Genomic DNA, 25,374 nt, shown 5'->3' on the forward strand with positions numbered 1-25,374 from the left:
GCGGTGACTGGCGCGAATTTAAGCAAATATAGGTTAAGTTTTTTCCCTAAGCAGGCTTGTTTTGCAAACTGCCGAACATCGCGAAGGGCAATGCTCGGCAGTGTTTTATATATTGTGGTTTTTTCCGAGCCTTAGCGCAAAAGTATGGGCCGAATCTTCAATTTCGCGACTGCGCCCGGCATATGGCGGTTCAGGCGGCGATTGATGAGCCCGAAAATCGTGATCACGGTCAGCGTCAGGCAGATAAAATAGAACGCGGCAATCGGGTAGGCGACAAAGGGGTTGAACGTCTTGTCGGCCAGATAGCTGGCATAATAAAGCGCATCGCCCTGTTGCCGGAAGGCGGGGAAGCCGGAAAAGAAGACCAGCGCCGTCGAGTGGAACAGGAAGATCGCTTCGTTCGTATAGGACGGCCAAGCCAGACGCAGCATGGTCGGCCATGTGATCTTGCGGAATTTCTTCCACCCCGAGAACCCATAGGCATCCGCAGCTTCCAGATCTCCCTTGGGAATGGAGCGCAGCGCACCATAGAAGATCTCGGCGGCATAGGCCGAGGTGTTGAGAAACAGCACCAAGGTCGCTCCGGCCCAAGCACGGGTGATCCACGAGGTCTCGATGGTGATCCCCAGTACGTCGATGCCGCTTTTGGGCAGCGAGGTCAGCAGTTCGTAGGCCAGAAAGAACTGGATGAACAGCGGCGAACCACGGAACAGGAAGACAAACCAGTCTGCCGGTTTGCGGATCCATGCCTGTTCGGCGGTCTTGCCAACGGCCAGCGCGGTGGCGAACAGAAAGCCCAGAGCCAGAGCCAGCACACCAAAATAGATATTCCACAGCATCCCCGAGCCGATCAGGGTGAATTCGTGGCAGAGTGTTAAATCGGTGCGCGGCAGCATTCTTTCGCCAAGCCCGATCGAGCGCAGACCGTAATCATGGATGATCTGGAAGCAGCTATCGCTCATATCGAAGCCTTTCGCATCTTTTCTCCGGCCAGAGTGGCCTGCCCGCGCGAGAGCCGCGTATTGATCCGGTCGAAGACCCATTCCGAGACTTTGGTCATCAGCAGATAGAACACCAGCAGGGCAAGGAAGTACCAGATCCGCCAGTCGGGATGCGGGAAATCATAGATGCCGGATTTGGTGGCCCCTAGCTCGCGGGCCCAGTAGACGATATCCTCGACCCCCAGCAGGAACAGCAGCGGCGTGGCCTTGATCAGGATCATCCACAAATTCGACAGCCCCGGCATGGCATAGACCCACATCTGCGGGATCAGGATGCGTCGGGTGATCTGGCGCTGTGTCAGCCCGTAGGCTTCGGCGGTTTCAAGCTGCGCGCGCGGCACGGCATTCATCGCTCCGAACAACACATTGGCCGCAAAAGCACCGAAAACCACCGAAAATGCCACAACTGCCAGAATGAACCCGTAGATTTCATGGACGATCTGGGGGGCGGAATTGGGCGGAAGTTTTGCAGCGGGGCAGACGAGGAAGTTCATGTTCTGGCGCACCGGCTCTGTCCAGTCGGGGCAGAGCGTGATGTGGCGCAGATATTCCAGCCCCTGATCCAAAGCGATCGGGACGAACAGGAAAAAGATGATGTCGGGAATGCCGCGAACCATCGCGGTATAGGCTTTGCCGAAAACCCGCAAGGGCCACAGCCGCGAACGCGCCGCCAAGGCCCCGCCGAAGCCGAAAGCCAGAGCGATAGGGGCAGTGATCACCAAAAGCGCCAGAACCGTGCCGAAGGAGGCATAGAAAAGCAGGTGCTTGCCGGTGGTCAGATAGCATAAGAGCCAGCCGAGGCCGGAGAGGGCTGAAGGGTCTGTGCAGCTTTCGAACATCTGGGGAATAAGGGGCGGGACAAGCCCGCCCGCCTGTCCTTAATAGGTTTGTGCGTCGTCGCCAAAATACTTGACGATGAGTTCGTTCAGGGTGCCGTCTTTCTTCATCGACTCAATGGCGGTATTGAATTTGGCTTTCAGCGCGGTATCCGATTTGCGCAAGCCCATGCCGACGCCATCGCCCAGTTGCACATCCTTGCCGACCCAATGCAGATCGCCCTGCTCGGCGAAGGGTTTCAGCGCGTCATAATCGGCAAAGACCGCATCTGCCTCGCCATTGCGCACGGCCGCAACCGAATCGTCCAGCGTGGCGAATTCCATCAGGGTCTGGCCCGCCGAGGCCACATATTCCGATTGCAAGGTGTTGACCTGCGCCGCCACCATCGCACCTTTCAGATCGGTCGTCTCGTCAAGGGCCAGATATTTCGAGGCCGCAGGCGGGGTGTAGTTTTCGGTGAAGTCGATCGTCTTGGCACGTTCTTCGGTGATATTCATACCCGCCATGATCGTGTCGTAATTGCCCGACAGAAGGTTCGGGATGATCGAATCCCAATCATTGGTGACCCATTCGCAGGTCAGTTCGGCACGGGCGCAAAGCTCGTCGCCCAGCTCGCGTTCAAAGCCCGCGACCTGACCGTTATCGTCGATGTAGTTATAGGGAGGGTAGGCGCCCTCGGTCCCCATACGCACGACATCCTGCGCCAGCGCCGCGCTGGCACAAAGCGTCAGGGCACTCGCGGCCAAAAGAAGTTTTTTCATCGGATTCCCCTGTAGGTTTTTGTGGTCTTTATGGATGAAGAACGGTGTGTCAGGCCGGTGCGGTGGCTGACAGGAATTGCTGCAGGCGCTCGGATTTCGGCGCACCGAAGACCTCTTCGGGCGGACCTTCTTCCAGAAGTTTCCCCTGATGCAGAAACACGACATGGTCCGAGACATCCCGCGCCAATCGCATGTCATGGGTCACGAGGATCATCGTGCGGTGCTCTTTGGCAAGATCCTTGATGACCTTGACCACCTCCTGCTGCAATTCGGGATCAAGCGCCGAGGTCGGCTCGTCCAGAAGCAGGGCTTCGGGCTGCATACACAGCGCCCGCGCGATGGCCGCCCGCTGTTGCTGGCCTCCCGAAAGCTGGGCAGGCCATGCATCGCATTTGTCCCCGATCCCCACCTTCGCCAGATAGTTGCGCGCCAGCGGCTCGACCTCTTTCGGGTCACGTCCCAGCACGGTCACCGGCGCTTCCATGACATTTTGCAGAATGGTCATATGCGACCATAGATTGAATTGCTGGAACACCATGGACAGATTTGTGCGCAGCCGCGTGACCTGCTTGCGATCTGCCGGACGGCGGCTCATTCCCGCGCCGCGCCACTGAACCTTTTCGCCCTTGAACAGGATCTCGCCGCCCTGACTGTCTTCCAGCAGGTTGCAGCAGCGTAAAAGGGTGGATTTTCCGGAACCGGACGAGCCGATCAGCGAGACGACCTCACCGCGCTTCGCCTCGATCGAAACGCCGCGAAGCACCTCGAGCTGCCCGTAGCTCTTATAAAGATTGCGGATTTCAATAACAGCATCCGTCGGGGCTGAGCGGGGGTCAACTGTCACGGGGAACCTTCTCTAAGTCGGCTTCTTTGCACCAAATTGCAGCAAAGAGCATATAAGAGGCAATCCCGGATACGGTATTTAGTTGAATTTTACGGCTAAGTTGATTTCGTGCCTATTTTTTAATCAATAGGTCGCTGCAGTGCAGAGCCGGTGTCATGGCGTTTCTCGACCCTCTGGCGGGCAAGGGCGGAATCCACATCGGTGATGCCCAGCAGCTTCGAGGTCAGCCGGATCAGTGCATCCTCATCGGCATCGCGCGCGCCATCGGCCAGCGCCACTTCCCACAATGCCTCCAGAATGGCCGAGCGGTCGCCATAGGGCACCTTGTCTTTCAAGGCACGGGTAAAGCGCACGGTATCGGGGGCCTGTGCTTCCAGGTCTTCGGCCGCGTGGCGCAATTCGAGGGCGGCCTTTGCATCAAGGCCGCGCCCGATCAGAACGCGATGGATACGCTCGCGTTCGGCCTCGCTATAGGTTTCATCGGCCCGCGCAAGACGCACCAGAAGTGCGGCCAGCGCAAGCTCGCAATCTTCGGTATTCAGCGGATCAGGGTCAGGCGCGGACAGGGCCGCAAGAAGCGATTTAAACATGTAACAATCTTAATCCGGTTCCCTACGCGGGCAAATCACAGCGCCGTTTGGCGGGTGTTACTTCGGGCGTGCGGCTTTTTCGGCAATCCCCGAGATGCCCTCACGGCGTTCCAGCTCGGCCATCACCTGATCAAGCGTGACATCCCGTGCGGCCAGCATCACCATCAGGTGGTAAAGCACATCCGCCGCCTCCGAGGTCAGACGCCCGCAATCCCCCTTCACGGCCTCGATGATCGCCTCAACGGCCTCTTCCCCGAATTTCTCGGCGCATTTCTCGGGGCCTTTCGCAAACAGCTTCGCCGTCCACGACGTTTCAGGGTCCGCCCCTTTGCGCGAGGCAACCGTCTCGTAAAGTTTCTCTAGTGTATTCATGACAGCCTCATCGGAATTCCGGCGCGCGCCATATGCTCTTTGGCCTCGCCAATCGTATAATCGCCAAAATGGAAGATCGACGCGGCCAGAACCGCGCTCGCCCCCCCCTTGGTCACACCTTCCACCAGATGGTCCAAGTTCCCCACACCGCCCGAGGCAATCACCGGCACATCCACCGCATCGGAAATCGCCTTCGTTAGGGGCAGGTTGAAACCGGCCCGTGTCCCGTCGCGATCCATCGAGGTCAGCAGAATCTCCCCCGCGCCCTTCGCCGCCACAGTGCGCGCAAATTCCACCGCATCAATCCCGGTCGATTTACGCCCGCCATGAGTGAAAATCTCCCAACGCCCGGGCTCGACGGTTTTGGCATCAATCGCACAGACGATGCATTGGCTGCCGAAACGATCGGCCGAAGCCGCAATCACATCAGGGTCATTCACCGCCGCCGAATTGAACGACACCTTATCCGCCCCCGCCAGAAGCAGCTTGCGCACATCCTCATGGCTGCGCACGCCGCCCCCCACGGTCAAAGGCATAAAGCACTGCTCGGCGGTGCGGCGCACCAGATCATACATGGTGCCACGATTCTCATGGGTCGCATGGATGTCCAGAAAACACAGCTCGTCCGCGCCCGCCGCATCATAGGCCTTGGCCGCCTCCACAGGGTCGCCCGCATCCACCAGATTGACGAAATTGACACCCTTCACGACACGGCCATCCGCCACGTCCAAACAGGGAATAATCCGCGTCTTCAGCATATCTCGCGCTCCTTTCGCGCTCCCCGGGCTTCCAGCTGCCCGAAATATCCCGGGGGTGAATTGGGCCGAAAGGCCCAAGAGGGGGCAGAGCCCCTTAGCCCTTCAGCGCGGTCAGCGCCGCGCCCAGATCCAGCGCACCATCATAGATCGCCCGCCCCGAGATCGCCCCGGCAATCACGCCGGTATCGCGCAAAGCCACCAGATCGGGCAGAGACGACACCCCACCCGAAGCAATCACCGGAATCGACACCGCCCGCGCCAAAGCCTCGGTCGCCTCGATATTCGGGCCGCCCATCGCACCATCACGCATGATATCGGTGTAGATGATCGCCGCCACGCCAGCATCCTCGAAAGATTTTGCCAGATCGGTGACCATCACATCGGTCTCTTCCGCCCAGCCCTTGGTCGCCACGCGGCCATTGCGGGCATCAATCCCCACGGCAACCTTGCCCGGAAACGCCTTCGCCGCCTCGCGTACGAGGTCTGGGTTTTCCACTGCGACAGTGCCAAGGATCACACGGCTCAGCCCCTTATCCAGCCAGCGCTCGATCGTGGCCATATCGCGGATACCTCCGCCCAGCTGGGCAGGCACCTTGATACGCGCCAGAATCGCCTCGACGGCGGCGGCATTCACCGGCTCGCCCGCGAAGGCCCCGTTGAGGTCCACCAGATGCACCCATTCGCAGCCAGCGGCCTCGAATTTCGCGGCTTGAGCGGCAGGGTCATCACCAAAGACGGTGGCCTTGTCCATGTCACCATGCAGAAGGCGCACGCATTGGCCGTCTTTAAGGTCGATGGCGGGATAAAGGATCATGATCGTCTCCGGTACTTACGGCTTCCAGCCGAGGAAATTGGCGATAATGCGCAGGCCGGTGGCCTGAGATTTCTCGGGGTGGAACTGGGTGCCGATGATATTGTCGCGCCCCACAATGGCGGTCACATCGCCTGCGTAATCCACATGGGCCAGCCGGTGCGCCGGATCCGCCACGCGGAAATGGTAGCTATGGACGAAATAGGCGTGATCGCCCGTCTTGACGCCTTCGAAGACCGGATGCGCATGGTCGATCACCAGATCGTTCCAGCCCATATGCGGCACCTTCAGCGCGCTATCCGCAGGGGTGATCTTCACCACCTCGCCCGGAATCCAGCCAAAGCCTTGGGTCTCGGTGAATTCCAGCCCGCGGGTCGCCAGCATCTGCATGCCGATGCAGATCCCCATGAAGGGCTTGCCAGCGCTGACCCCCTCAGAGATTGCCTCGTATAGCCCCGTAAAATTCTCCAGTGCCGCGCGGCAGGAAGGGAAAGCCCCATCGCCCGGCAGTACGATACGGTCGGCCTTGGCCACCACATCTGGGTCCGAGGTCACCACGATCGTGCCGGCATTGGTCTCGCGGGCCATTCGCTCGAAGGCTTTCTGCGCCGAATGCAGGTTGCCGCTGTCGTAATCGACAAGTGCTGTCAGGGTCATCACAGCGCCCCTTTGGTCGAGGGCAGCGATGTCGCCATGCGCGGGTCGGTCTCGACCGCCATACGCAGGGCGCGGGCTACCGACTTGAAGGCGGCCTCGGCAATATGGTGGCTGTTGATCCCATGCACCAGATCGACATGCAGGGTGATCCCGCCATGCGTCGAGAAGCCTTGGAAGAACTCGCGCACCAGCTCGGTGTCGAACATGCCGATCTTGTCGGTCGGGAAGGGCAGGTTCCATACCAGATAGGGCCGCGCCGAAAGATCCAGCGCCGCTCGCACCTGTGTATCATCCATCGCCAGCGCGAAATGGCCGTAGCGGTTGATGCCCTTCTTGTTGCCCAAAGCCTGTGTCAGCGCCTGACCCAGCGCAATGCCCACATCCTCGACCGTGTGGTGATCGTCGATATGGTAATCGCCCTCTGCGCGGATCGTCATATCGATCAGCGAGTGCCGCGAGAGCTGGTCCAGCATATGGTCAAAGAAGCCAACGCCGGTCTGGTTGTCATAGACACCGGTGCCGTCCAGATCGAGGGTGACCTCGATCGCGGTCTCATGGGTCTTGCGGGTGATGGTCGCCTTGCGCATGGGCCTATCCCTTGTTGTCTTGAGGGCCTTATAGGGCGGGGGATCAGGCCTTGCCAAGGGGAGCGCCGCCGATCACGGCGTAAAAGGCGCGATTGCGGCGGTAAATGCGGCATTGTCGCCCGTGGCGCGGGCCAGAACGATGCCGCCCTGTATCGCCGCCAGCATCTGTATGGCGCGCGCCTGCGCTGTTTCGGGGGAGAGGCCGCCGCGTTCCAGACATTGCGCAAGGGCCGCCTGCCAGTCGCGGAAATAGCCCCGCACTTGGGCGGCGAACTGGTCGCGGGTCTGGTCCAGCGCGAAAGCCCCCACAAGGCAGATCCTCTGGCCGTCATGGAAATAGCGCGTCACCGCATGGAACATATGCGCAATCGCAGTCTCCGGCGGGTCATGCCGCAGCGGGGTAAAGATATGTGCCTCGAACCACTGGTCGATATCGGCCAGAACCGCACGGGCCATATCCGCTTTGCCGCCAGGGAAGAAATGGTACAGCGAGCTGCGCCCCGCGCCGGTCTTGTCTACAATGATGCCGATGCTGGCCCCCTCGTAGCCATAGGTCCGGAACAGTTCGGCAAGCTGGCGGATGAGGTCTGGCTTGTCGGGCATCGCTCAGCTCTTCCGTTGCGGGAGGGGGGTGGGGTAGGCGACGCCCTGCAGTTTGTGGAAGACGATCGCAATCCCCACAAGGCTGACCGCCCCCAGCAACACTGGCGTGAGCAGGAACATGAAGCCCGGATCGGTGGCAAAGACGATCAGCGGGTCGGCCCCTGCGGGCGGGTGGGTGACCCGCAAGGCGACCATAAGCGCGATGGCCAGCCCGACTGCAAGCGCCAGCGCCCACCAGCTTTCGGGCAGCGCCAGCCGCAGGCACAGGCCGGTCAGGCTGGCGACGAGATGGCCGCCGATCACGTTCATCGGCTGCGAGAGCGGGGCCGATGGCGCGGCGAAAAGTAGCACGCAGCTTGCCCCGAACGGGGCCATCAGCAGCAAAAGGCTGGTTTCATTGCTGCCCAGAGCCAATGCGGCAATGGCTGCAAAGCCGCCGAGGCCGGAGAGGGCTATGGCTTTGAATGTGGGCTGTGGCAGATAGCGGTGAAAAACGGGCATGGGGTGTCCTGTAATGATCATTCCATTATGTGAAACGATCATTACATCGCGGTGTCGGCAGTGTCAAAGTGCAATTCCGGATCTGGGGTGAAGATGGCGATATGGGGAAAAACAAAAAGCCTCCCGCGAGGGAGGCCTTTTGATTGGAGCGGGCGAGGCGATTCGAACGCCCGACCCTAACCTTGGCAAGGTTATGCTCTACCCCTGAGCTACGCCCGCACCGAGCATGTGTTGTCGTGGAGCGGGCGAGGCGATTCGAACGCCCGACCCTAACCTTGGCAAGGTTATGCTCTACCCCTGAGCTACGCCCGCACTTCACGACAAAACCTCTTTCGAGGCTGGGTTTTACCGAATTGGAGCGGGCGAGGCGATTCGAACGCCCGACCCTAACCTTGGCAAGGTTATGCTCTACCCCTGAGCTACGCCCGCACCGTTTCGGTGAGGGGCGATTTAAGGGATGGCGCGCGGACCTGCAAGGGGAAAAATCCGGAATTGCAAAAAATCTTTCCCATTCACTCCGTAGCCGAGCACTGTAAGCTGCGCAGAGCACGCAAACGATAGGTAGGATTGGTTGGCTGGTTTCGCCTTATGTCTGAAGAAAGGGAGCAGCCGATAATGGCCAATTTGATTTTGTTGCATAAACCGAATTCTGTGTATGATGATCGGATTGAGGAAATCTACGACTTTCCAAAAACTTATCTAAAAACAATGAAGCAAGGTGTCGGGCAGGGTTTTATTTACTACGAGCCGTTATCTGCCGGCCAAAGAGGTTATTTCGCGCTGGGGGAGATATGGGATATTGTTTCACATCCCGAAAAAGCGGATCGGTTTATTGCGCATATTAAAGCGAACAGTTTGCGCATGTTTTCCCGACCAGTGCCACGTTTGCTGGGAGGGAAGCCGCTGGAATCTGCGCTTGCGGGACCTGATGGTCGTCCGAAAATGGGCGGGGCCGTTCAGCGGGCGGTCAGAGTCATCCCTGCCGATGAGTTTCGGAAAATAGTGGATTTGGGAAAGCCGGTGTGAAACCGGCGACGGAACCCAAGCGCAACTTGTGGGTTAGCACCATGAACCGCGCTTGACGCGCTTTGCATGGAGGAAATGCGATGAATACCGATATGATCGAAGGCAAATGGAAAGAACTCACCGGCTCGGTCAAGGCGCAATGGGGCAAGCTGACTGATGACGAAATCGCCGAAGCCAATGGCAATCGCGAAAAGCTGGAAGGCCTGATCCAGCAGAAATATGGCAAGACGAAAGACGAGGCCAAGCACGAGGTCAACCGCTTCTTCGATAAGCTCTGAGCCTTCTGCTTCTGAAAAAGGCGCCCACCGGATCTGGTGGGCGCCTTTTTTGTTATTCCAGCTCGATCAGAAGATCTTTCGCATCGATCTGCGCGCCGGGGGTGACGTGGATCGCTTTCACCACCGCGTCGCGATCCGCCGAGAGGCCCGTCTCCATTTTCATCGCTTCGATGGTCAGAAGCAGGTCGCCTTGGCTGACCGTCTGTCCGACAGAGACCGCGATCGAGGCCACGACCCCCGGCATCGGCGCACCGATATGGTTGGGGTTGCCCGCATCCGCTTTGGGGGCCGCTTTCGTTGCGGCCTTGACGCTGCGATTGGGCACGCGCACGGCGCGCGGCTGGCCGTTGAGTTCGAAGAAGACCTTCACATCGCCCTTCTCGTCGGTCTCGCTGGCCGTCTGGTAGCGGATTTCCATCGTCTTGCCGGGGTCGATTTCCACCGCAATCTCGTCGGCAGGTTCCATCCCGTAGAAAAACACCGGCGTGGGCAGCGCACGCACCGGACCATAGGTCTCGTGGCGGCGGGCATAATCGGTGAAGACCTTCGGATACATGAGATAGGCGGCGAGATCCTCGTTATCGATCTCGGCCCCGTCCAGTTCCGCCGAAAGTTTCGCACGGGTCTCTTCCAGATCAACGGCAGGCAGGTGCAGGCCGGGACGTTCGGTCGAGGGGCGCTCGTCTTTCAGCACCTTCTTCGAGATCGCTTCCGGCCAGCCTCCGGGCGGTTGGCCCAGATTGCCGCGCAGCATATCCACCACCGAATCGGGGAAGGACATCTCGCGTTTGGGGTCGAGCACATCGGTCTTGGTCAGCCCCTGTGCCACCATCATCAGCGCCATATCGCCCACAACCTTGGATGAAGGGGTCACTTTGACGATATCGCCGAAGATCTGGTTGGCATCGGCATAGGCCTGCGCCACCTCGTGCCAACGCTCTTCCAGCCCAAGCGAGCGGGCCTGAGCCTTGAGGTTGGTGAACTGCCCGCCGGGCATCTCATGCAGATAGACCTCCGATGCAGGGGCCTGCATGCCCGATTCAAAGGCCGCATACTGGCCGCGCACGGCCTCCCAATAGTTCGACATGCGGCGGATGGTTCCGATATCCAGCCCCGTGTCGCGCGGGGTATGGCGCAGAGCCTCGACGATCGAGCCAAGGCAGGGTTGCGAGGTACCGCCCGAGAACGCATCCATCGCCGCATCGACCGCATCCACACCGGCTTCGGCGGCTGCCAGAATGGTCGCCCCCGCCACGCCCGAGGTGTCATGCGTGTGGAAATGGATCGGCAGGCCGACCTCTTCCTTCAAGGCGCGCACCAGCATTCCGGCCTGCGTGGGTTTCAGAAGCCCCGCCATATCCTTCAGCCCCAGAACATGGGCGCCTGCGGCCTCAAGCTCTTTCGCCATGCCGACATAGTATTTCAGGTCGTATTTCGACCGCGCCGGATCCAGAAGATCGCCGGTATAGCAGATCGTGCCTTCGCAGACCTTATTCGCCTCGATCACAGCATCCATCGCGACGCGCATATTCTCGACCCAGTTGAGGCTATCGAAGACGCGGAACACATCCACGCCCGAGGTCGCGGCCTGTTTCACGAAGAACTGCACCACATTATCGGGGTAGTTGGTATAGCCCACACCATTCGAGGCGCGCAGCAGCATCTGCGTCATTACATTGGGCATGGCAGCCCTGATGTCGCGCAAGCGCTGCCACGGGCATTCCTGCAAGAAGCGGTAAGCCACATCGAAGGTCGCACCGCCCCAGCACTCGACCGAGAAGAGATCGCCCAGATTGGCCGCATAGACCGGTGCGGCCTTGATCATATCGATCGACCGCATCCGCGTCGCCAGCAGCGACTGGTGGCCGTCGCGCATGGTGGTGTCGGTCAGCAGCAGCTTCGTCTGCGCCTTCATCCAGTCAGCTACGGCCTGCGGGCCTTTTTCTTCCAGCAGGTTGCGCGTGCCGGGTTTCACCGTGCCGCCGAGATCGGGCAGGACAGGCGGTTTGGCATCGGCCGCAGGCTTGGCACGACCTGTCGTTTCCGGATGCCCGTTCACGGTGATATCGGCGATGTAGTTCAGAATCTTCGTGCCGCGGTCCGCGCGGGTCTTGAAGTCGAATAGATCCGGCGTGGTATCGATGAATTTCGTCGTATAGCTCATATCCAGGAAGGTCGGATGCTTGAGCAGGTTGATGACGAAATCGATATTGGTCGACACCCCGCGCACGCGGAATTCGCGTAGCGCACGGTCCATGCGCGAGATCGCCTGTTCCGGCGTCGGCGCACGGGCTGTGACCTTGACCAGAAGGCTGTCATAATAGCGGGTGATCACGCCGCCCGCATAGGCGGTGCCGCCATCCAGACGGATGCCGTTGCCGGTGGCCGAGCGATAGGCCTGAATGCGGCCATAATCGGGGATGAAGTTGTTCTGCGGATCTTCGGTGGTCACGCGGCATTGCATCGCATGGCCCAGAAGGTGCACATCCGCCTGACTGGCGACACCGGTCGCTTCGGCCAGAGTGGCGCCTTCCGCGATGCGGATCTGGCTTTGCACGATGTCGATGCCGGTCACCTCTTCGGTGACGGTATGTTCCACCTGCACGCGCGGATTGACCTCGATGAAGTAGAACTTCTCGGTGTCCATATCCATCAGGAATTCAACGGTGCCTGCGTTCTGATAGCCCACAGCCTGACCGATTTTCAGCGCCAGTGCACAGACCTCTTCGCGCTGCTCTGGCGAAAGATAGGGGGCAGGGGCGCGCTCGACGACTTTCTGGTTGCGGCGCTGTACGGTGCAGTCGCGTTCGTAAAGATGATAGAGATGGCCATGCGTATCGCCCAGAAGCTGCACCTCGACGTGGCGGGCACGCAGGATCATCTTCTCCAGATAGCCCTCGCCATTACCAAAGGCGGCCTCGGCCTCGCGGCGGCCTTCGCGGACCTTCTCCACCAGCTCCTCGGGGCCGTTGATCGGACGCATGCCGCGCCCGCCACCACCCCAAGAGGCCTTCAGCATCAGCGGATAGCCGATCTCGGCAGCCTCTGCCTTGATCGCGTCGAAATCATCGCCCAGCACTTCGGTCGCGGGGATCACCGGCACATCGGCCTTGATCGCCACACGCCGCGCCGAGGCCTTGTCGCCCAAAGCCCGCATCGTTTCGGCCTTGGGGCCGATGAAGGTGATGCCGTTCTTGGCACAGGCTTCCACGAAATCGGGGTTCTCCGACAGCAGACCGTAACCGGGATGGATCGCATCCGCACCCGAGAGCTTGGCCACGCGGATGATCTCGTCAATCGCCAGATAGGCGCCGACGGGGCTGAGCCCCTTGCCGATCTGATAGGCTTCGTCGGCCTTGAACCGGTGCAGGCCCAGCTTGTCTTCTTCGGCATAGACCGCAACGGTCTTCTTACCCAGTTCATTGGCGGCGCGCATCACGCGGATGGCAATCTCGCCTCGGTTGGCAACAAGGATCTTTTCGAACATCGAGCCATTCTCCTCCTACTCGTCCAGGCCGAAGCCTAGCGATGCCGCAGTGCAGCGCAAGTCTTCATGCTTTGAAAATATGCAAAACCGGAAAGTTTTTTTTACCAAAACTTCGCATTTTGCCAGAACGGCCCCGCGACGTCGATTTTTGCAGCGTTCGCGACCTGCCGCGGCACACCGATCCGGCAGGCTATTGACAGATGCCCCGCTTCGGGCAAAGCAGGGCCCATGACGGATTTCCGCCCGGTGGGCTATATCATTGGTCTTCTGATAACCGCGCTGGGCATTTTCATGCTGATTCCGGCGGCACTGGACCTGTATCGCGGGGACCCCAACTGGTATGCCTTTGCCGAAAGCGCGTTTATCTGCGTGGCAAGCGGCGGACTTCTGGCAATGGCGGCGCATGACAGTCTGGGCGCGGTGCTGACCCTGCGCCAGAGTTTCGTGCTGACCAGCGGCGTCTGGCTGGCCCTGCCTGCGATGGGGGCGCTGCCCTTTATCATCGGGGCGCCGCATCTGTCGTTCACCGATGCCTATTTCGAGGCGATGTCGGGCATGACAACCACCGGCACCACCGTGATCCCCAAGCTTGATGCCTTGCCGCATTCGGCCAATCTCTGGCGGGCCATCCTGCAATGGCTGGGGGGGCTGGGGATCATCATCGTTGCCATGATCTTCCTGCCGGTGATGAAAGTGGGCGGGATGCAGTTTTTCCGGTCCGAAGGGTTCGATACGCTTGGAAAGGTGCTGCCCCGTGCCCGCGAGATCTCGCGCGCCCTGATCCGTATCTATCTCGGGCTTTCGATCCTGTGCTGTGCGGCTTTCATGATGTCGGGGATGAACCTCTATGACGCGATCCTGCATGCGCTGACCACCATCTCCACCGGCGGTTTTTCCAGCGAGGACAAAAGCTTCGGCGCCTATCTGGGGGCCCCGGAATATGTGGCCTCGGTCTTCATGCTGCTGGCGGCCATGCCCTTTATCCGCTTCGTCCAGCTTGTGCAGGGGGATGCCCTGCCGCTCTGGCGCGATCCGCAGGTGCGCGCTTTCCTGCGCTGGCATCTTTATGCGATCGTTGCCATCGTCTTCTATCGCATGATGCGGAGCGAGGATCCGTTCTGGCCGACCCTGCGCGAGACCATCTTCAACGTGGTCTCCACCTTTACCGGCACCGGATATTCCTCGGTGGATGTCACGGCTTGGGGGCATATGGCCTTCGTGATCCTGATCGTGGTGGGGCTGATCGGGGGCTGCACGGCCTCGACGGGCTGTTCGGTCAAGGTGTTCCGCTACCTGATCCTGATCGAGTCGATCAAGGCGCAGGTCCGCCGCCTCTACAGCCCGCACCGCGTGACGCTGATCCGCTATGACGGGCACCCGGTGGCCGAAGATGTGGTGAACTCGGTCATGGCGTTTTTCTCGTTTTTCATTCTCAGCTTCGGCCTGCTGATCGTGGCCTTGGCGCTGACGGGGCTGGAAACCCGCACCGCGATCACGGCGGCATGGACTGCCATTGCCAATGTCGGCCCCTGCTGGGGGCCGGAGGTCTCGGCCAATGGGTCGATCGTCAACTTCCCCGAAACCGCGAAATGGCTGATGTCCTTCGGGATGTTCCTTGGGCGGCTCGAGCTACTTTCGGTGCTTGTGCTGTTTCTGCCGCGGTTCTGGCGGGGCTAGCGAAGAAACAAAGCCTTTTTTGAAAAAGAACGCGCTGAGAGTGAGGCTGCCGATTACATAGATAAGTAGCCTGAAGTAATCGCTATAAGGGAGCTGTGAATATCGCTCCAATACGTCATGGCGGCTACCCATATAAGGGATGACTTCGATTATCGGCTCATCGATCGTATATCCGGCGGCCTGATAGGTTGCCTGCGCTTCTTTAATCAACGCCATCTCGTCTATCTGAATTCCTTGGAGGAAAAATGTATAGACGTCCTTATGATCGGTTTTTTTGAAGCTGTTGTCAAACCTCGCCCAGTGTTTGAATTGTGCCTCGTCATCAAACGCCAAAATGGCGATAACCCGATTATAATCGTGTGGTCGTGCGGAGCGCAATAAAGGCAGAATGAATTTGGTCGAGCTTCCCTTTTGGTCATGAGAATCCACGATTTGCCCATTGAGCGACACAACGCCAACTGTTCGGAATTCCGTAAAGCGCGAGTTTCGCCTGTTGAAAAGGTCCTCGAAGTTCATTTCCACTGGGGGAGGGTTACGAAACGCGTTTTGGGCCGATAAGGCATAAATCGTTTTGTCGTAGGTTAAGAAAGGTGTCGCGATGAACAGACCGCTGCCGACCAGTGCGAATGTCATGGAAAAAAGTGCCCCAGGTAGCGACCGGATCTTTTTCTGTTTAAGCATTGTTGTGAAATCGTCTCAAAGAAATAGGGCGCCCCGAGGGGCGCCCTTTGTTGTTAGCCGAGCGCATCGTTGCAGCGTTGGCAGGTGTGGGGGTGCTTATGCGTGCCGACATCCGGCAGGATGCGCCAGCAGCGCTCGCATTTCTCGCCATCGGCCATCTCGAAGACCACAGCGACGCCCGTCACATCGGGCAGGCGGAAGGCTTCGGCGGGGGCCGGATCGGCGGTCAGCGTCAGGGCGGAGGTGATGCAGAGATCCTCGAAGGGCACCGTTTTCAGCACCTCCAGCAGGTCGGCATCTTCCACATGAACCACCGGCGCGGCTTCTAGCGAGGCGCCGATCACCTTGTCGCGGCGCTGCACTTCCAGAGCCGCCGTTACCGCACGGCGGGCGCGGCGGATCGCTTCCCACTTCTTGGCCAGAGCCTCGTCATGCCAAGCATTGGGCGTTTCGGGGAAGTCCTCCAAGTGGACCGAGGCCTCGGCACCATCAAAGCGCGACAGCCAGACGTCTTCCATCGTGAAGGGCAGGATCGGCGCCAGCCATGTGGTCAGGCGGTGGAACAGGATATCCATCACCGTACGCGCGGCACGGCGGCGGATGCTATCTGCCGGATCACAGTAAAGCGCATCCTTGCGGATGTCGAAATGGAAGGCCGAGAGCTCGATCGTGCAGAAGGTGAAGAGCTTCTGGAACACGGACTGGAAGTTGAAGGCGCGGTAATCGGCCTGGATTTCCGCGTCCAGCTCCGCCAGACGGTGTAGGATGAAGCGCTCGAGTTCGGGCATTTCCGAGACATCCAGACGCTCGCTCTCGTCGAAATCCTTCAGTGCGCCCAGCATATAGCGCAGCGTGTTGCGCAAGCGGCGGTAGCTATCGGCCACGCCTTTCAGGATCTTCGGGCCGATCCGCTGGTCTGCGGTGTAGTCCGATTGTGCCACCCACAGACGCAGGATGTCCGCGCCATATTCCGAGATCACCTCTTGCGGGGCCACGGTATTGCCGATGGATTTGGACATTTTCATGCCCTTCTCATCCAGCGTGAAGCCGTGGGTCACCACATTGCGATAAGGCGCACGGCCCTTGGTGGCCGAAGCCTGCAGGAGCGAGGAATGGAACCAGCCGCGGTGCTGGTCGGTGCCTTCCAGATAGACATCGGCGATGCCATCCTTAGTGCCGTCCGCGCGGTCACGCAGCACGAAAGCATGGGTGGACCCGCTATCGAACCACACGTCGAGCACGTCGAAGACCTGATTATAGTCGTCGGGGTTCACGATGCCGTCCAGAACGCGGGCCTTGAAGCCCTCCTCATACCAGACATCCGCGCCTTTTTCCTCGAAGGCTGCGGTGATGCGGGCATTCACTTCGGCATTGCGCAGCAGGAAATCCTCGGCATCGGGTTTCGCGCCCCGCTTGGTGAAGCAGGTCAGCGGCACGCCCCATGCGCGCTGGCGCGACAGAACCCAGTCGGGGCGCGTCTCGATCATCGAATGCAGGCGGTTCTTGCCGCGCTCGGGGGTGAAGGCCACGAGCTCTTCGATGGATTTCAGCGCGCGCTCGCGGATGGTATCGCCATAGGTGCCCATGCCATCGTCCATCTTCACATCGATCGCGGCAAACCATTGCGGCGTATTGCGATAGATCAGCGGCGCTTTGGAACGCCAGCTATGCGGATAGCTGTGCTTCAGTTTGCCTTTGGCCAGAAGCGCACCGGCATAGGCCAGTTGCTTGATGTTTTCCACATTGGCGGGGCCGTCCTTGCCATCATCGGCCACGATCTTCATGCCTGCAAAGATCGGCAGATCGGCGCGATAGGACCCATCGGCCTCGATGTTATAGGTCATCTTGAGGCCAAATTTCAGGCCCAGCTGATAGTCGTCATCGCCGTGCGAGGGCGCGGTATGGACAAAGCCCGTACCGGCATCATCGGTCACATGATCGCCCGGCAGCATGGGAACATCATAATCCCATTCGCCATTGGCGCCTTCGACACCCGCATAGGGGTGGTTCAGAACAACGCCTTCAAATTCCGACGTCGCCACATCGCGGATGCGCGAATAGCCCTCGACCTTGGCGGAGTTCATCACGTCATCGGCCAGCTTGTCGGCCAGCACGATCAACTCGCCCGCCTCAGCGGTCGATTTGTCGGCGGGGATATCCACGCGGTAAAGCCCGTAGGACATCGACGGACCATAGGCCACCGCGCGGTTTTGCGGGATGGTCCAGGGCGTGGTGGTCCAGATCACGACCGAAGCACCTTCCAGCACATCGGCCTTGGGCTTGAAGCGGACCCAGATCATATGGCTGGTGTGGTCGTGATATTCGACCTCGGCCTCGGCCAGAGCGGTTTTCTCGACCGGCGACCACATCACGGGTTTCGAGCCCTGATAGAGCGTGCCATTCATCAGGAAGGTCATGAACTCTTCCGCGATGACGCGCTCGGCGTGGAAGTTCATGGTCAGGTAGGGGTCGTCCCAGTTGCCATAGACGCCGAGGCGCTTGAATTCCTCGCGCTGGATATTCACCCAGCCTTCGGCGAATTTGCGGCATTCCTGACGGAAATCGATGACAGGCACCTCGTCCTTGTCCTTGCCCGCCTTGCGGTATTGTTCCTCGATCTTCCATTCGATCGGCAGGCCGTGGCAATCCCAGCCGGGCACGTAACGGGCGTCATGGCCCATCATCTGATGCGAACGGGTGATGATATCCTTGATGACCTTGTTCAGCGCGTGACCGATATGCAGGTGGCCATTGGCATAGGGAGGGCCGTCATGCAGCGTGAAAGGTGTGCGGCTGCCCGCTTTGGCCTTGTCGCGCAGGCGGTCATAGATGCCGATTTTCGCCCAGCGGTCGAGCCATTCGGGCTCGCGCATGGGCAGCCCTGCGCGCATCGGAAAGTCGGTTTCGGGCAGGAAGACGGTATCGTGGTAATCGACGGATTTGTCGGTTGTGTCGGCACACATAGGGGGAACATCCTTGGAAGGGGATCGGTCGGGCGGCGGCTTGCCTGCCCGTCATTCGGTACACATCACCCGGCTACCCTGACGCGTCAGAGCGCCGGGCCGGTAATTCGCAGGATGTGGTCACGCAATGTCATGAGGGCCTTATAGGCGGGGAGGCAGGTCTGGGCAAGCGCTTGCTTGCAGGAGATGGCAGGCAGGGGCGCTGCCCCTCTTGGGGCTTTGCCCCAATTCACCCCGGGATATTTGGGGCAGCTGGAGGCGGTCATGAAAAAGGCACCCCGAAGGGTGCCTTTCCTTGGATCTGGTCGGGCGCTTAGTTGCGCGATTTGTCGACCAGTTTGCCTTTGCCGATCCAGGGCATCATTTCGCGCAGTTTCGCGCCGACGCGCTCGATCTCGTGCTCGTCATTGGCACGGCGCGAGGCTTTGAGCGTCGGTTGGCCGACGGAGTTTTCCAGCATGAAGTCGCGGACGAATTTGCCGGTCTGGATGTCCGACAGGACGGCTTTCATGCGGGCTTTGGTTTCCTCGTAGGGAAGAACGCGCGGGCCGGACACGTATTGGCCGTATTCTGCGGTGTTCGAGATCGAGTAATCCATGGTGGCGATGCCGCCTTCATAGATCAGGTCCACGATCAGTTTCATTTCGTGCAGGCACTCGAAATAGGCCATTTCCGGCTCGTAGCCCGCTTCGACGAGGGTTTCGAAGCCGCAACGGATCAGTTCGACCACGCCACCGCACAGAACGGCCTGTTCGCCGAAGAGGTCGGTTTCGCATTCCTGACGGAAGTTGGTCTCGATGATGCCCGAGCGGCCGCCACCGATGGCCGAGCAATAGGAGAGCGCGATATCCTGCGCGCGGCCCGATGCGTCGGTTTCAACGGCGAAGAGGCAGGGCACGCCGCCGCCTTTGACATATTCGCCACGCACGGTGTGGCCCGGGCCTTTGGGGGCCATCATGATGACGTCGACGCCGGCTTTCGGCTCGATCAGGCCGAAATGCACGTTCAGGCCGTGTGCGAATGCGATTGCCGCACCTTCGCGCAGGTTGTCATGGACGTATTTCTTGTAGGTTTCGGCCTGCAGCTCGTCGGGCATGGCGAACATGATGACATCTGCCCAAGCGGCGGCTTCGGCGATGCCCATGACTTTCAGGCCTTCGGCTTCGGCTTTCTTGGCCGAGGGCGAACCTTCGCGCAGCGCGATGGCAAGGTTTTTCGCGCCCGAATCGCGCAGGTTCAGCGCGTGGGCATGGCCTTGGCTGCCATAGCCGAGGATGGCAACCTTGAGGTCCTTGATCAGGTTCACATCGCAGTCGCGATCATAGAATACACGCATGTTCTTTCCTCCACTTGCGTTTGGTGCGCAGTTTACAGGCTGTGGTCGGAATTCCCATGACGTTTTGCATGAATTATGTATAATAATGAAATTCCAATTCGGAAATAATGCATATGGTGTAATAGTCATGCAAATTGATGATGTGGACCGGAGGATTTTGCGCCATCTGATGGCCGATCCCTCGCAAAGCAATGCCGATCTGGCCGAGCGGGCGGGGCTGACCACGGCCACCTGCTGGCGCCGGATCGAGAAGATGCAGGCCGAAGGGGTGCTGCAGGGGCGGCAGGCGATTATCAACTGGCGCGCTTTGGGCTGGGAGGTGGAGGTGTCTTTACGCTTCACGTTGGATAAGACCAACCCGCGGTCCTTCGACCAGTTTCTGGAGGCGGCGCGGCAGGTGCCCGAGGTGATCGAGATCCAGACTTTTCTGGGCCAGACCGATGTGCGGTTGAATGTGATTGCCCGCGATATGGCGCATTACCAGCAGATCTACCGCAGCCAGATCCTGTCATTACCGCATATTCAAGAGACAGACGCCCTGATGCTGATTTCCAAGGTGAAGGACAGTACGGAGCTGCCGCTATGATCGCGCTGGATGATACGGATCGCCAGATCCTGCGGGCTTTGGCCGAGGATGGCACGTTGAATGCCGGTGCTTTGGGGCGGCGGCTGGGGATGTCGCAGCCCTCGGCGTGGCGGCGGGTGAAGCGGTTGCAGGAGGCGGGCGTGCTGGCGGGGACGCGGGTGGTGATCGACCGCGCGGCGGTGGGCTTTGGGGTGACGGTCTTTCTGGGGATCAAGCTGGCGACCCGCGGCCGCGTCAGCCTTGAGGATTTCGAGCGCGCGGCAGGGGCGATCCCCGAGGTGCAAGTGATCCAGCACGTTCTGGGGCAGTTCGACTACCGCCTTCAGGTGACCGCCCGCGACATCCCCGATTTCGAGCGCGTCCTGCGTCGGCGGATCATGACCCTGCCGGCGGTGGGGCATGTCGAGGCGAATGTGATGCTGTCGGAAGAGCGGCGGCTTGGGCCGCTTGGGTGATGGTCAAATATACGCCTTTTGGTTACTTTTTGGGCTATCCTTGGTAATGCTAGGTGAAATCAGGCCCTTGGCTTCGGGGCAGCATGGACCTTCGCGATATTTGCGGGGATCTATGCGGAAAGAGGAGAGCGTATGTTTGACCAGAAGGGCCTGCCGCAGATGCAGCGCAGTCATGGCGAGGCTGCCGTGCGCTTTCATGCGGGGCGGCTGAAAGGGTTGCGTCAGCGTGGCTCGGCCAAGGCGCAACTGCCGCGGGTGGGTGATGTGCCGGAGGTGGTGTTTCTGAACACCTCGGGCGGGCTGACCTCGGGCGATACGCTGTCCTATGCGCTGGAGATCGAGGGCGGGCGGGTCGTGGCGACCACGCAGGCCGCCGAGCGCGCCTATCGCGCCGATCAGGGCGCGGCACTTGTGCGGGTGGCGCATCAGGTAGGCGCGGGCGCTTGGCTGGACTGGCTGCCGCAGGAGACAATCCTGTTTGATCGGTCCAATATCGACCGTCACACGGTGATCGATCTGGCCCCTGATGCGGGCTGTCTGATGCTGGAGGCCGTGGTGCTGGGGCGGCATGCGATGGGCGAGACGGTGGAAACGCTCGCGCTGCGCGACCGCCGCGAGATCCGCCGCGCGGGGCGGCCCGTGATGATCGAACCCTTCGCCATGGGCTCGCGCGAACTGGGCCCAAGGGGCGCGATCCTGAGCGATGCCCGTGCCTTTGCCACCGTGGTGATGTGCTGTCAGGGGGCGGAGGACGCGCTTGGCCGCCTGCGCGATGTGCTTGACGAAGAGGGGGTCGAGGCGGCAGCTTCGGGCTTTGACGGTAAGGTTATTATGCGGTGCATCGCCAAGGACGGTTGGCCGCTTCGGAAACAATTATTGCGGGCGATGGCGGTCCTGCGGGGCAATAGGCCCGCGCCGCGTGTCTGGCAGATCTGAAGAAGAGGGATAAGATGAACCTGACCCCGAGGGAAAAGGAAAAGCTGATGGTCAGCCTTGCCGCCATGGTGGCGCGCGGGCGGCTGGAGCGCGGTGTGAAGCTCAACCACCCCGAGGCGATTGCGATCATCTCCGATTTCGTGGTCGAGGGCGCGCGGGCGGGCCGGTCGGTGGCCGAGCTGATGGAGACCGGCGCCGAGGTGATCACCCGCGAACAATGTATGGAGGGCATCCCCGAGATGATCCATTCCATTCAGGTCGAGGCCACTTTCCCCGATGGCACGAAACTCGTGACCGTCCACCACCCCATTCGTTGATACCCCCCATTCGCTGATACCAAGGACATCCCATGAAACATCTCAAGAAAACCATTGCTGCCGCCGCTTTGCTGCCCAGCGTTGCTATGGCGCATCCGGGCCATGAGGCAGGCTCTGTCATGGCCGGTATGGCGCATCCGCTGTCTGGCGCGGACCATATTCTGGCGATGGTGGCTGTTGGCCTGATGGCCGTGCAACTGGGTGGCCGCGCGCTTTGGGCGGTGCCTGCGGGCTTTGTGGGCGCAATGTTGGTCGGTGCGGCGATGGGCGCACATGGCGTACCGTTCTTCTCGGTCGAGCCGCTGATCCTTGCCTCGATCATCGTGCTGGGCGCGGTGGTGGCGCTGTCGGCGCGCCTGCCGGTGGCGGCTTTGGTGCCGATGGTGGCGCTTTTCGGCATGGCGCATGGCTGGGCGCATGGGGCGGAAGGTCCGGCCCATGGGATGGCGGCCTATTTCGCAGGTTTCACGCTGGCGACTGCCGGTCTGCATGTCGCGGGCATGGTCTTTGGCCGTGTGATTCACCGTTTCGCCCTGCGCGGTATGGGCGTTGCCACGGCGGCGGCGGGTCTTGCTTTGGCCTTTGCGGGGTAAGCGCATGATCCCCGGTGAAATCTTCCCCGCTGCAGGCGAGATCACGCTGAACGAAGGGCTGACCCCGATCACCCTTCTGGTTGCCAATACCGGAGACCGGCCTATTCAGGTCGGGAGCCACTACCATTTTGCCGAGACCAATCCCGGTCTGCAGTTCGACCGCGAGGCCGCGCGGGGCTATCGTCTGGATATCGCCGCAGGCACCGCCGTGCGCTTCGAGCCGGGCCAGTCGCGCGAGGTCACGCTTGTGCCCTATCGCGGCACCCGCGAGGTCTGGGGCTTCAACCAGAAGGTCATGGGGAAGCTGTAACCCCGAGGGAGCATATCATGTCGCCAGTGACGGCCTATCGTTTATGGTTTGAATATGCCCGTATGATGGGCGAGGCGCAGATGGTGATTGCCATGCGTGTCGCCGGAATGGCCGGTTTCTGGTCGATGGCGCCCTCTGAGATGACGCGGATGGTCGCGGAAAAACAGAAGGCCGCTGTGGAAAGCTGGACTAAAGCCTCGCAGGCGGCGGTCTCGGGCAAGCCGCCGGAAACAGTTGCGCGGGCGGCGCTGCGGCCTGTGGCGCGGCGCACTCGCGCCAATGTCAAGCGGCTGGGCAAACGCGGCCCTGCCGTTCCGGGGCGAAAATGAGGGCGGCTGTGGTTGTGGCGCTTTTGTGGGGCGCACCCCTCTGGGCGCAAGACTGCGCGGACCCGCAGACGCAGGCCGATATGACGGGCTGCGCGGCGCTTGATTTCGCGCAAGCCGATGCCGCTCTGAACGCGGAATATGCTGCGACCCGCGACCGTGCCAAGGCGCGGGGCGCAGCTCAGGCCGATGCGCTCTTGCAGGCACAGCGGGCATGGATCGCCTATCGTGATGCCGCCTGCAAGGCGCAGGGGCTCGAATTCGAGGGTGGCTCCCTAGAGCCCATGGTCGTGGCTATGTGCAAGACCGAGCTAACACAGCGGCGCAGCGAGGATCTGCGCCGCCTCTACGAAAACCAGTGAGTGGAGGCTTAGATGCCCGCCAAGATTTCCCGCGCCACCTATGCCGATATGTTCGGCCCGACCACCGGCGACCGTCTGCGTCTGGCCGATACCGATCTGATCATCGAGGTCGAACGTGACCTGACCACCTATGGCGAAGAGGTCAAATTCGGTGGTGGTAAGGTGATCCGCGACGGTATGGGCCAGAGCCAGATTACCCGTGCAGGCGGGGCGGTCGATACGGTGATCACCAATGCGCTGATCGTCGATCATTCGGGCATCTATAAGGCCGATGTGGCTTTGCGCGACGGGCGGATCCATGCGATTGGCAAGGCGGGCAACCCCGATACCCAGCCGAATGTGGATATCATCATCGGGCCGGGCACCGAGGTGATCGCGGGCGAGGGCAAGATCCTGACTGCAGGCGGGATGGATGCGCATATCCATTTCATCTGCCCGCAGCAGATCGAAGATGCGCTGGCTTCGGGCATCACCACCATGCTGGGCGGCGGCACCGGCCCCGCGCATGGCACGCTGGCCACCACCTGCACGCCCGGTCCGTGGCATGTCTCGCGGATGCTGCAGTCTTTTGACGCCTTCCCGATGAACCTCGCGCTTTCGGGCAAGGGCAATGCCTCGCGCCCCGAGGCGCTGGTCGAAATGGTCAATGCCGGTGCCTGCGCTATGAAGCTGCATGAGGATTGGGGTACCACGCCCGCCGCCATCGACTGCTGCCTCTCGGTGGCGGAGGACATGGATGTGCAGGTGATGATCCATACCGATACGCTCAATGAATCGGGCTTTGTCGAGAACACCTTGGCCGCGATCAATGGCCGCACGATCCACGCCTTCCATACCGAGGGGGCGGGCGGCGGGCATGCGCCCGATATCCTGCGTGTGGTGGGCGAGGAAAACGTGATCCCGTCCTCCACCAATCCGACGCGCCCCTATACCGGCAATACGGTGGAGGAGCATCTCGATATGCTGATGGTCTGCCACCACCTTGACAATAAGGTGCCCGAGGATGTGGCCTTTGCCGAAAGCCGCATCCGCAAGGAAACCATCGCCGCCGAAGACATCCTGCATGACATGGGCGCTATGTCGATCATCTCGTCCGACAGTCAGGCGATGGGCCGCGTGGGCGAGGTCATCATCCGCTGCTGGCAGACCGCCGACAAGATGAAGAAACAGCGTGGCCGTCTGGCCGAGGAAACCGGCGAGAATGACAACGCCCGCGTCAAACGCTTCATTGCGAAATACACGATCAATCCGGCGATCTGTCACGGGATCTCGCAGCATATCGGCTCGGTCGAGGTGGGTAAGCGCGCCGATCTGGTACTCTGGAACCCTGCCTTCTTTGGCGCTAAGCCCGAGATGGTGCTGATGGGGGGCATGATTATCTCGGCGCAGATGGGCGATCCGAATGGCTCGATCCCCGCGCAGCCCTTCTATACCCGCAATATGTTTGGCGCCTATGGCGGGGCGCTGGGGGCTTCGGCTGTGACCTTTGTTTCTCAGGCGGCCGAGGCCGATGGGGTCGCGGCCAAGCTGGGGCTGCAAAAACAGGTGCTGGCGGTGAAAGGCACGCGCGGCATCGGCAAGGCGGATATGATCCATAACGCCGCGCGCCCCAAGATCGAGGTGCATCCCGAAACCTATGAGGTGCGCGCGAATGGCGAGCTATTGACCTGTGAACCCGCCACCGAACTGCCGCTTGCGCAGCGCTACTTCCTGTTCTGA

At 60.6% G+C, this 25,374-nt stretch carries 28 protein-coding genes and 3 tRNA genes; 12 read left to right on the forward strand and 19 right to left on the reverse strand.

The window, feature by feature from the left end; genetic code table 11:
• Positions 1–131: 131 nt before the first annotated feature.
• The 15 genes from AC2ISB_RS03210 to AC2ISB_RS03280 all read right to left on the reverse strand — a co-directional run bounded on the left by AC2ISB_RS03210 (position 132) and on the right by AC2ISB_RS03280 (position 8,751).
• The gene (locus tag AC2ISB_RS03210; RefSeq protein ID WP_339109373.1) at positions 132–962 is read right to left on the reverse strand and encodes an ABC transporter permease; all 831 of its coding nucleotides are present in this window, start codon (positions 960–962) and stop codon (positions 132–134) included.
• Positions 959–1,840 (reverse strand): ABC transporter permease, encoded by an 882-nt coding sequence (locus AC2ISB_RS03215; protein ID WP_339109374.1) that lies wholly within the window; start codon positions 1,838–1,840, stop codon positions 959–961. The genes AC2ISB_RS03210 and AC2ISB_RS03215 overlap by 4 nt, the downstream gene beginning before the upstream one ends.
• 39 nt (positions 1,841–1,879) lie before the next feature.
• Positions 1,880–2,599, reverse strand: coding sequence for a transporter substrate-binding domain-containing protein (locus tag AC2ISB_RS03220; RefSeq protein WP_339109375.1), 720 nt, complete (start codon positions 2,597–2,599; stop codon positions 1,880–1,882).
• Positions 2,600–2,648: 49 nt separating this feature from the next.
• Positions 2,649–3,443, reverse strand: coding sequence for an ABC transporter ATP-binding protein (locus AC2ISB_RS03225; RefSeq protein ID WP_339109376.1), 795 nt, complete (start codon positions 3,441–3,443; stop codon positions 2,649–2,651).
• Positions 3,444–3,562: 119 nt separating this feature from the next.
• A complete protein-coding gene (locus AC2ISB_RS03230) occupies positions 3,563–4,033 on the reverse strand; it encodes a tellurite resistance TerB family protein (protein WP_486576087.1) in 471 nt (156 codons plus the stop codon).
• A 57-nt stretch (positions 4,034–4,090) separates the two neighbouring features.
• Entirely contained in the window at positions 4,091–4,405 is a 315-nt protein-coding gene (locus AC2ISB_RS03235; RefSeq protein WP_339109378.1) for a phosphoribosyl-ATP diphosphatase, read from the reverse strand.
• Complete coding sequence (gene hisF, locus AC2ISB_RS03240) at positions 4,402–5,163, reverse strand: imidazole glycerol phosphate synthase subunit HisF (RefSeq protein WP_339109379.1); 762 nt, start codon at positions 5,161–5,163, stop codon at positions 4,402–4,404. Before hisF ends, AC2ISB_RS03235 begins: the two co-directional genes overlap by 4 nt.
• A gap of 94 nt (positions 5,164–5,257) precedes the next feature.
• Positions 5,258–5,977, reverse strand: coding sequence for a 1-(5-phosphoribosyl)-5-[(5-phosphoribosylamino)methylideneamino]imidazole-4-carboxamide isomerase (gene hisA, locus AC2ISB_RS03245; protein WP_339109380.1), 720 nt, complete (start codon positions 5,975–5,977; stop codon positions 5,258–5,260).
• 15 nt (positions 5,978–5,992) lie between these two features.
• Complete coding sequence (gene hisH / locus AC2ISB_RS03250; protein ID WP_486576090.1) at positions 5,993–6,631, reverse strand: imidazole glycerol phosphate synthase subunit HisH; 639 nt, start codon at positions 6,629–6,631, stop codon at positions 5,993–5,995.
• Positions 6,631–7,218, reverse strand: coding sequence for an imidazoleglycerol-phosphate dehydratase HisB (gene hisB / locus AC2ISB_RS03255; RefSeq protein WP_486576092.1), 588 nt, complete (start codon positions 7,216–7,218; stop codon positions 6,631–6,633). The genes hisH and hisB overlap by 1 nt, the downstream gene beginning before the upstream one ends.
• A gap of 72 nt (positions 7,219–7,290) precedes the next feature.
• Positions 7,291–7,821: a TetR/AcrR family transcriptional regulator gene (locus tag AC2ISB_RS03260; RefSeq protein WP_406720490.1), complete on the reverse strand. Its 531-nt coding sequence runs from the start codon at positions 7,819–7,821 to the stop codon at positions 7,291–7,293.
• 3 nt (positions 7,822–7,824) lie between these two features.
• Positions 7,825–8,322, reverse strand: coding sequence for an HPP family protein (locus tag AC2ISB_RS03265; protein ID WP_339109384.1), 498 nt, complete (start codon positions 8,320–8,322; stop codon positions 7,825–7,827).
• A gap of 144 nt (positions 8,323–8,466) precedes the next feature.
• A tRNA-Gly gene (locus AC2ISB_RS03270) sits at positions 8,467–8,541 on the reverse strand.
• 18 nt (positions 8,542–8,559) lie between these two features.
• Positions 8,560–8,634 (reverse strand) — tRNA-Gly (locus AC2ISB_RS03275).
• Between the two features lie 42 nt (positions 8,635–8,676).
• Positions 8,677–8,751 (reverse strand) — tRNA-Gly (locus tag AC2ISB_RS03280).
• Between the two features lie 186 nt (positions 8,752–8,937).
• Between AC2ISB_RS03280 and AC2ISB_RS03285 the strand changes: the two genes are divergently transcribed.
• Positions 8,938–9,348 (forward strand): hypothetical protein, encoded by a 411-nt coding sequence (locus AC2ISB_RS03285; protein WP_486576095.1) that lies wholly within the window; start codon positions 8,938–8,940, stop codon positions 9,346–9,348.
• 80 nt (positions 9,349–9,428) lie between these two features.
• A complete protein-coding gene (locus tag AC2ISB_RS03290; RefSeq protein ID WP_339109386.1) occupies positions 9,429–9,626 on the forward strand; it encodes a CsbD family protein in 198 nt (65 codons plus the stop codon).
• Positions 9,627–9,678: 52 nt separating this feature from the next.
• On the opposite strand, the gene AC2ISB_RS03295 is transcribed toward AC2ISB_RS03290, so the two are convergent.
• Complete coding sequence (locus AC2ISB_RS03295) at positions 9,679–13,113, reverse strand: pyruvate carboxylase (RefSeq protein ID WP_406736875.1); 3,435 nt, start codon at positions 13,111–13,113, stop codon at positions 9,679–9,681.
• A 228-nt stretch (positions 13,114–13,341) separates the two neighbouring features.
• Here AC2ISB_RS03295 and AC2ISB_RS03300 point away from each other — a divergent pair, with 228 nt between their 5' ends.
• Entirely contained in the window at positions 13,342–14,790 is a 1,449-nt protein-coding gene (locus tag AC2ISB_RS03300; protein ID WP_339109388.1) for a TrkH family potassium uptake protein, read from the forward strand.
• Here AC2ISB_RS03300 and AC2ISB_RS03305 read toward each other — a convergent pair.
• From AC2ISB_RS03305 to ilvC, 3 genes are all read right to left on the reverse strand, one after another.
• On the reverse strand, positions 14,743–15,423 hold the full coding sequence (locus AC2ISB_RS03305) for a hypothetical protein (protein WP_486576098.1): 681 nt from the start codon (positions 15,421–15,423) through the stop codon (positions 14,743–14,745). The two genes, AC2ISB_RS03300 and AC2ISB_RS03305, sit on opposite strands and share 48 nt — an antisense overlap.
• 101 nt (positions 15,424–15,524) lie before the next feature.
• Positions 15,525–18,434 carry an isoleucine--tRNA ligase gene (gene ileS, locus AC2ISB_RS03310; protein WP_486576100.1) on the reverse strand — a complete coding sequence of 970 codons (2,910 nt, stop codon included), beginning with the start codon at positions 18,432–18,434 and terminating at the stop codon, positions 15,525–15,527.
• Between the two features lie 313 nt (positions 18,435–18,747).
• Positions 18,748–19,770 carry a ketol-acid reductoisomerase gene (ilvC, locus tag AC2ISB_RS03315; protein ID WP_339109391.1) on the reverse strand — a complete coding sequence of 341 codons (1,023 nt, stop codon included), beginning with the start codon at positions 19,768–19,770 and terminating at the stop codon, positions 18,748–18,750.
• Between the two features lie 127 nt (positions 19,771–19,897).
• Here ilvC and AC2ISB_RS03320 point away from each other — a divergent pair, with 127 nt between their 5' ends.
• The 9 genes from AC2ISB_RS03320 (at position 19,898) to ureC (ending at position 25,374) form a co-directional block, all read left to right on the forward strand.
• Positions 19,898–20,356: an Lrp/AsnC family transcriptional regulator gene (locus tag AC2ISB_RS03320; protein ID WP_339109392.1), complete on the forward strand. Its 459-nt coding sequence runs from the start codon at positions 19,898–19,900 to the stop codon at positions 20,354–20,356.
• Positions 20,353–20,811 carry an Lrp/AsnC family transcriptional regulator gene (locus AC2ISB_RS03325; RefSeq protein ID WP_339109393.1) on the forward strand — a complete coding sequence of 153 codons (459 nt, stop codon included), beginning with the start codon at positions 20,353–20,355 and terminating at the stop codon, positions 20,809–20,811. Before AC2ISB_RS03320 ends, AC2ISB_RS03325 begins: the two co-directional genes overlap by 4 nt.
• 132 nt (positions 20,812–20,943) lie before the next feature.
• Positions 20,944–21,747, forward strand: coding sequence for an urease accessory protein UreD (locus tag AC2ISB_RS03330; RefSeq protein ID WP_486576103.1), 804 nt, complete (start codon positions 20,944–20,946; stop codon positions 21,745–21,747).
• Positions 21,748–21,761: 14 nt separating this feature from the next.
• Positions 21,762–22,064 (forward strand): urease subunit gamma, encoded by a 303-nt coding sequence (locus AC2ISB_RS03335; protein ID WP_339109394.1) that lies wholly within the window; start codon positions 21,762–21,764, stop codon positions 22,062–22,064.
• Between the two features lie 32 nt (positions 22,065–22,096).
• On the forward strand, positions 22,097–22,657 hold the full coding sequence (locus AC2ISB_RS03340; protein WP_486576105.1) for a HupE/UreJ family protein: 561 nt from the start codon (positions 22,097–22,099) through the stop codon (positions 22,655–22,657).
• A gap of 4 nt (positions 22,658–22,661) precedes the next feature.
• Positions 22,662–22,967 (forward strand): urease subunit beta, encoded by a 306-nt coding sequence (locus AC2ISB_RS03345; RefSeq protein ID WP_406736871.1) that lies wholly within the window; start codon positions 22,662–22,664, stop codon positions 22,965–22,967.
• Positions 22,968–22,984: 17 nt separating this feature from the next.
• The gene (locus AC2ISB_RS03350) at positions 22,985–23,296 is read left to right on the forward strand and encodes an antifreeze protein (protein ID WP_486576107.1); all 312 of its coding nucleotides are present in this window, start codon (positions 22,985–22,987) and stop codon (positions 23,294–23,296) included.
• Positions 23,293–23,655, forward strand: a complete 363-nt coding sequence (locus AC2ISB_RS03355) for a lysozyme inhibitor LprI family protein (RefSeq protein ID WP_406720498.1) — start codon at positions 23,293–23,295, stop codon at positions 23,653–23,655. The genes AC2ISB_RS03350 and AC2ISB_RS03355 overlap by 4 nt, the downstream gene beginning before the upstream one ends.
• 12 nt (positions 23,656–23,667) lie before the next feature.
• Positions 23,668–25,374, forward strand: coding sequence for an urease subunit alpha (gene ureC, locus AC2ISB_RS03360; protein ID WP_486576109.1), 1,707 nt, complete (start codon positions 23,668–23,670; stop codon positions 25,372–25,374).

It is taken from the genome of Thioclava sp. NS-SX20 (assembly GCF_057380695.1).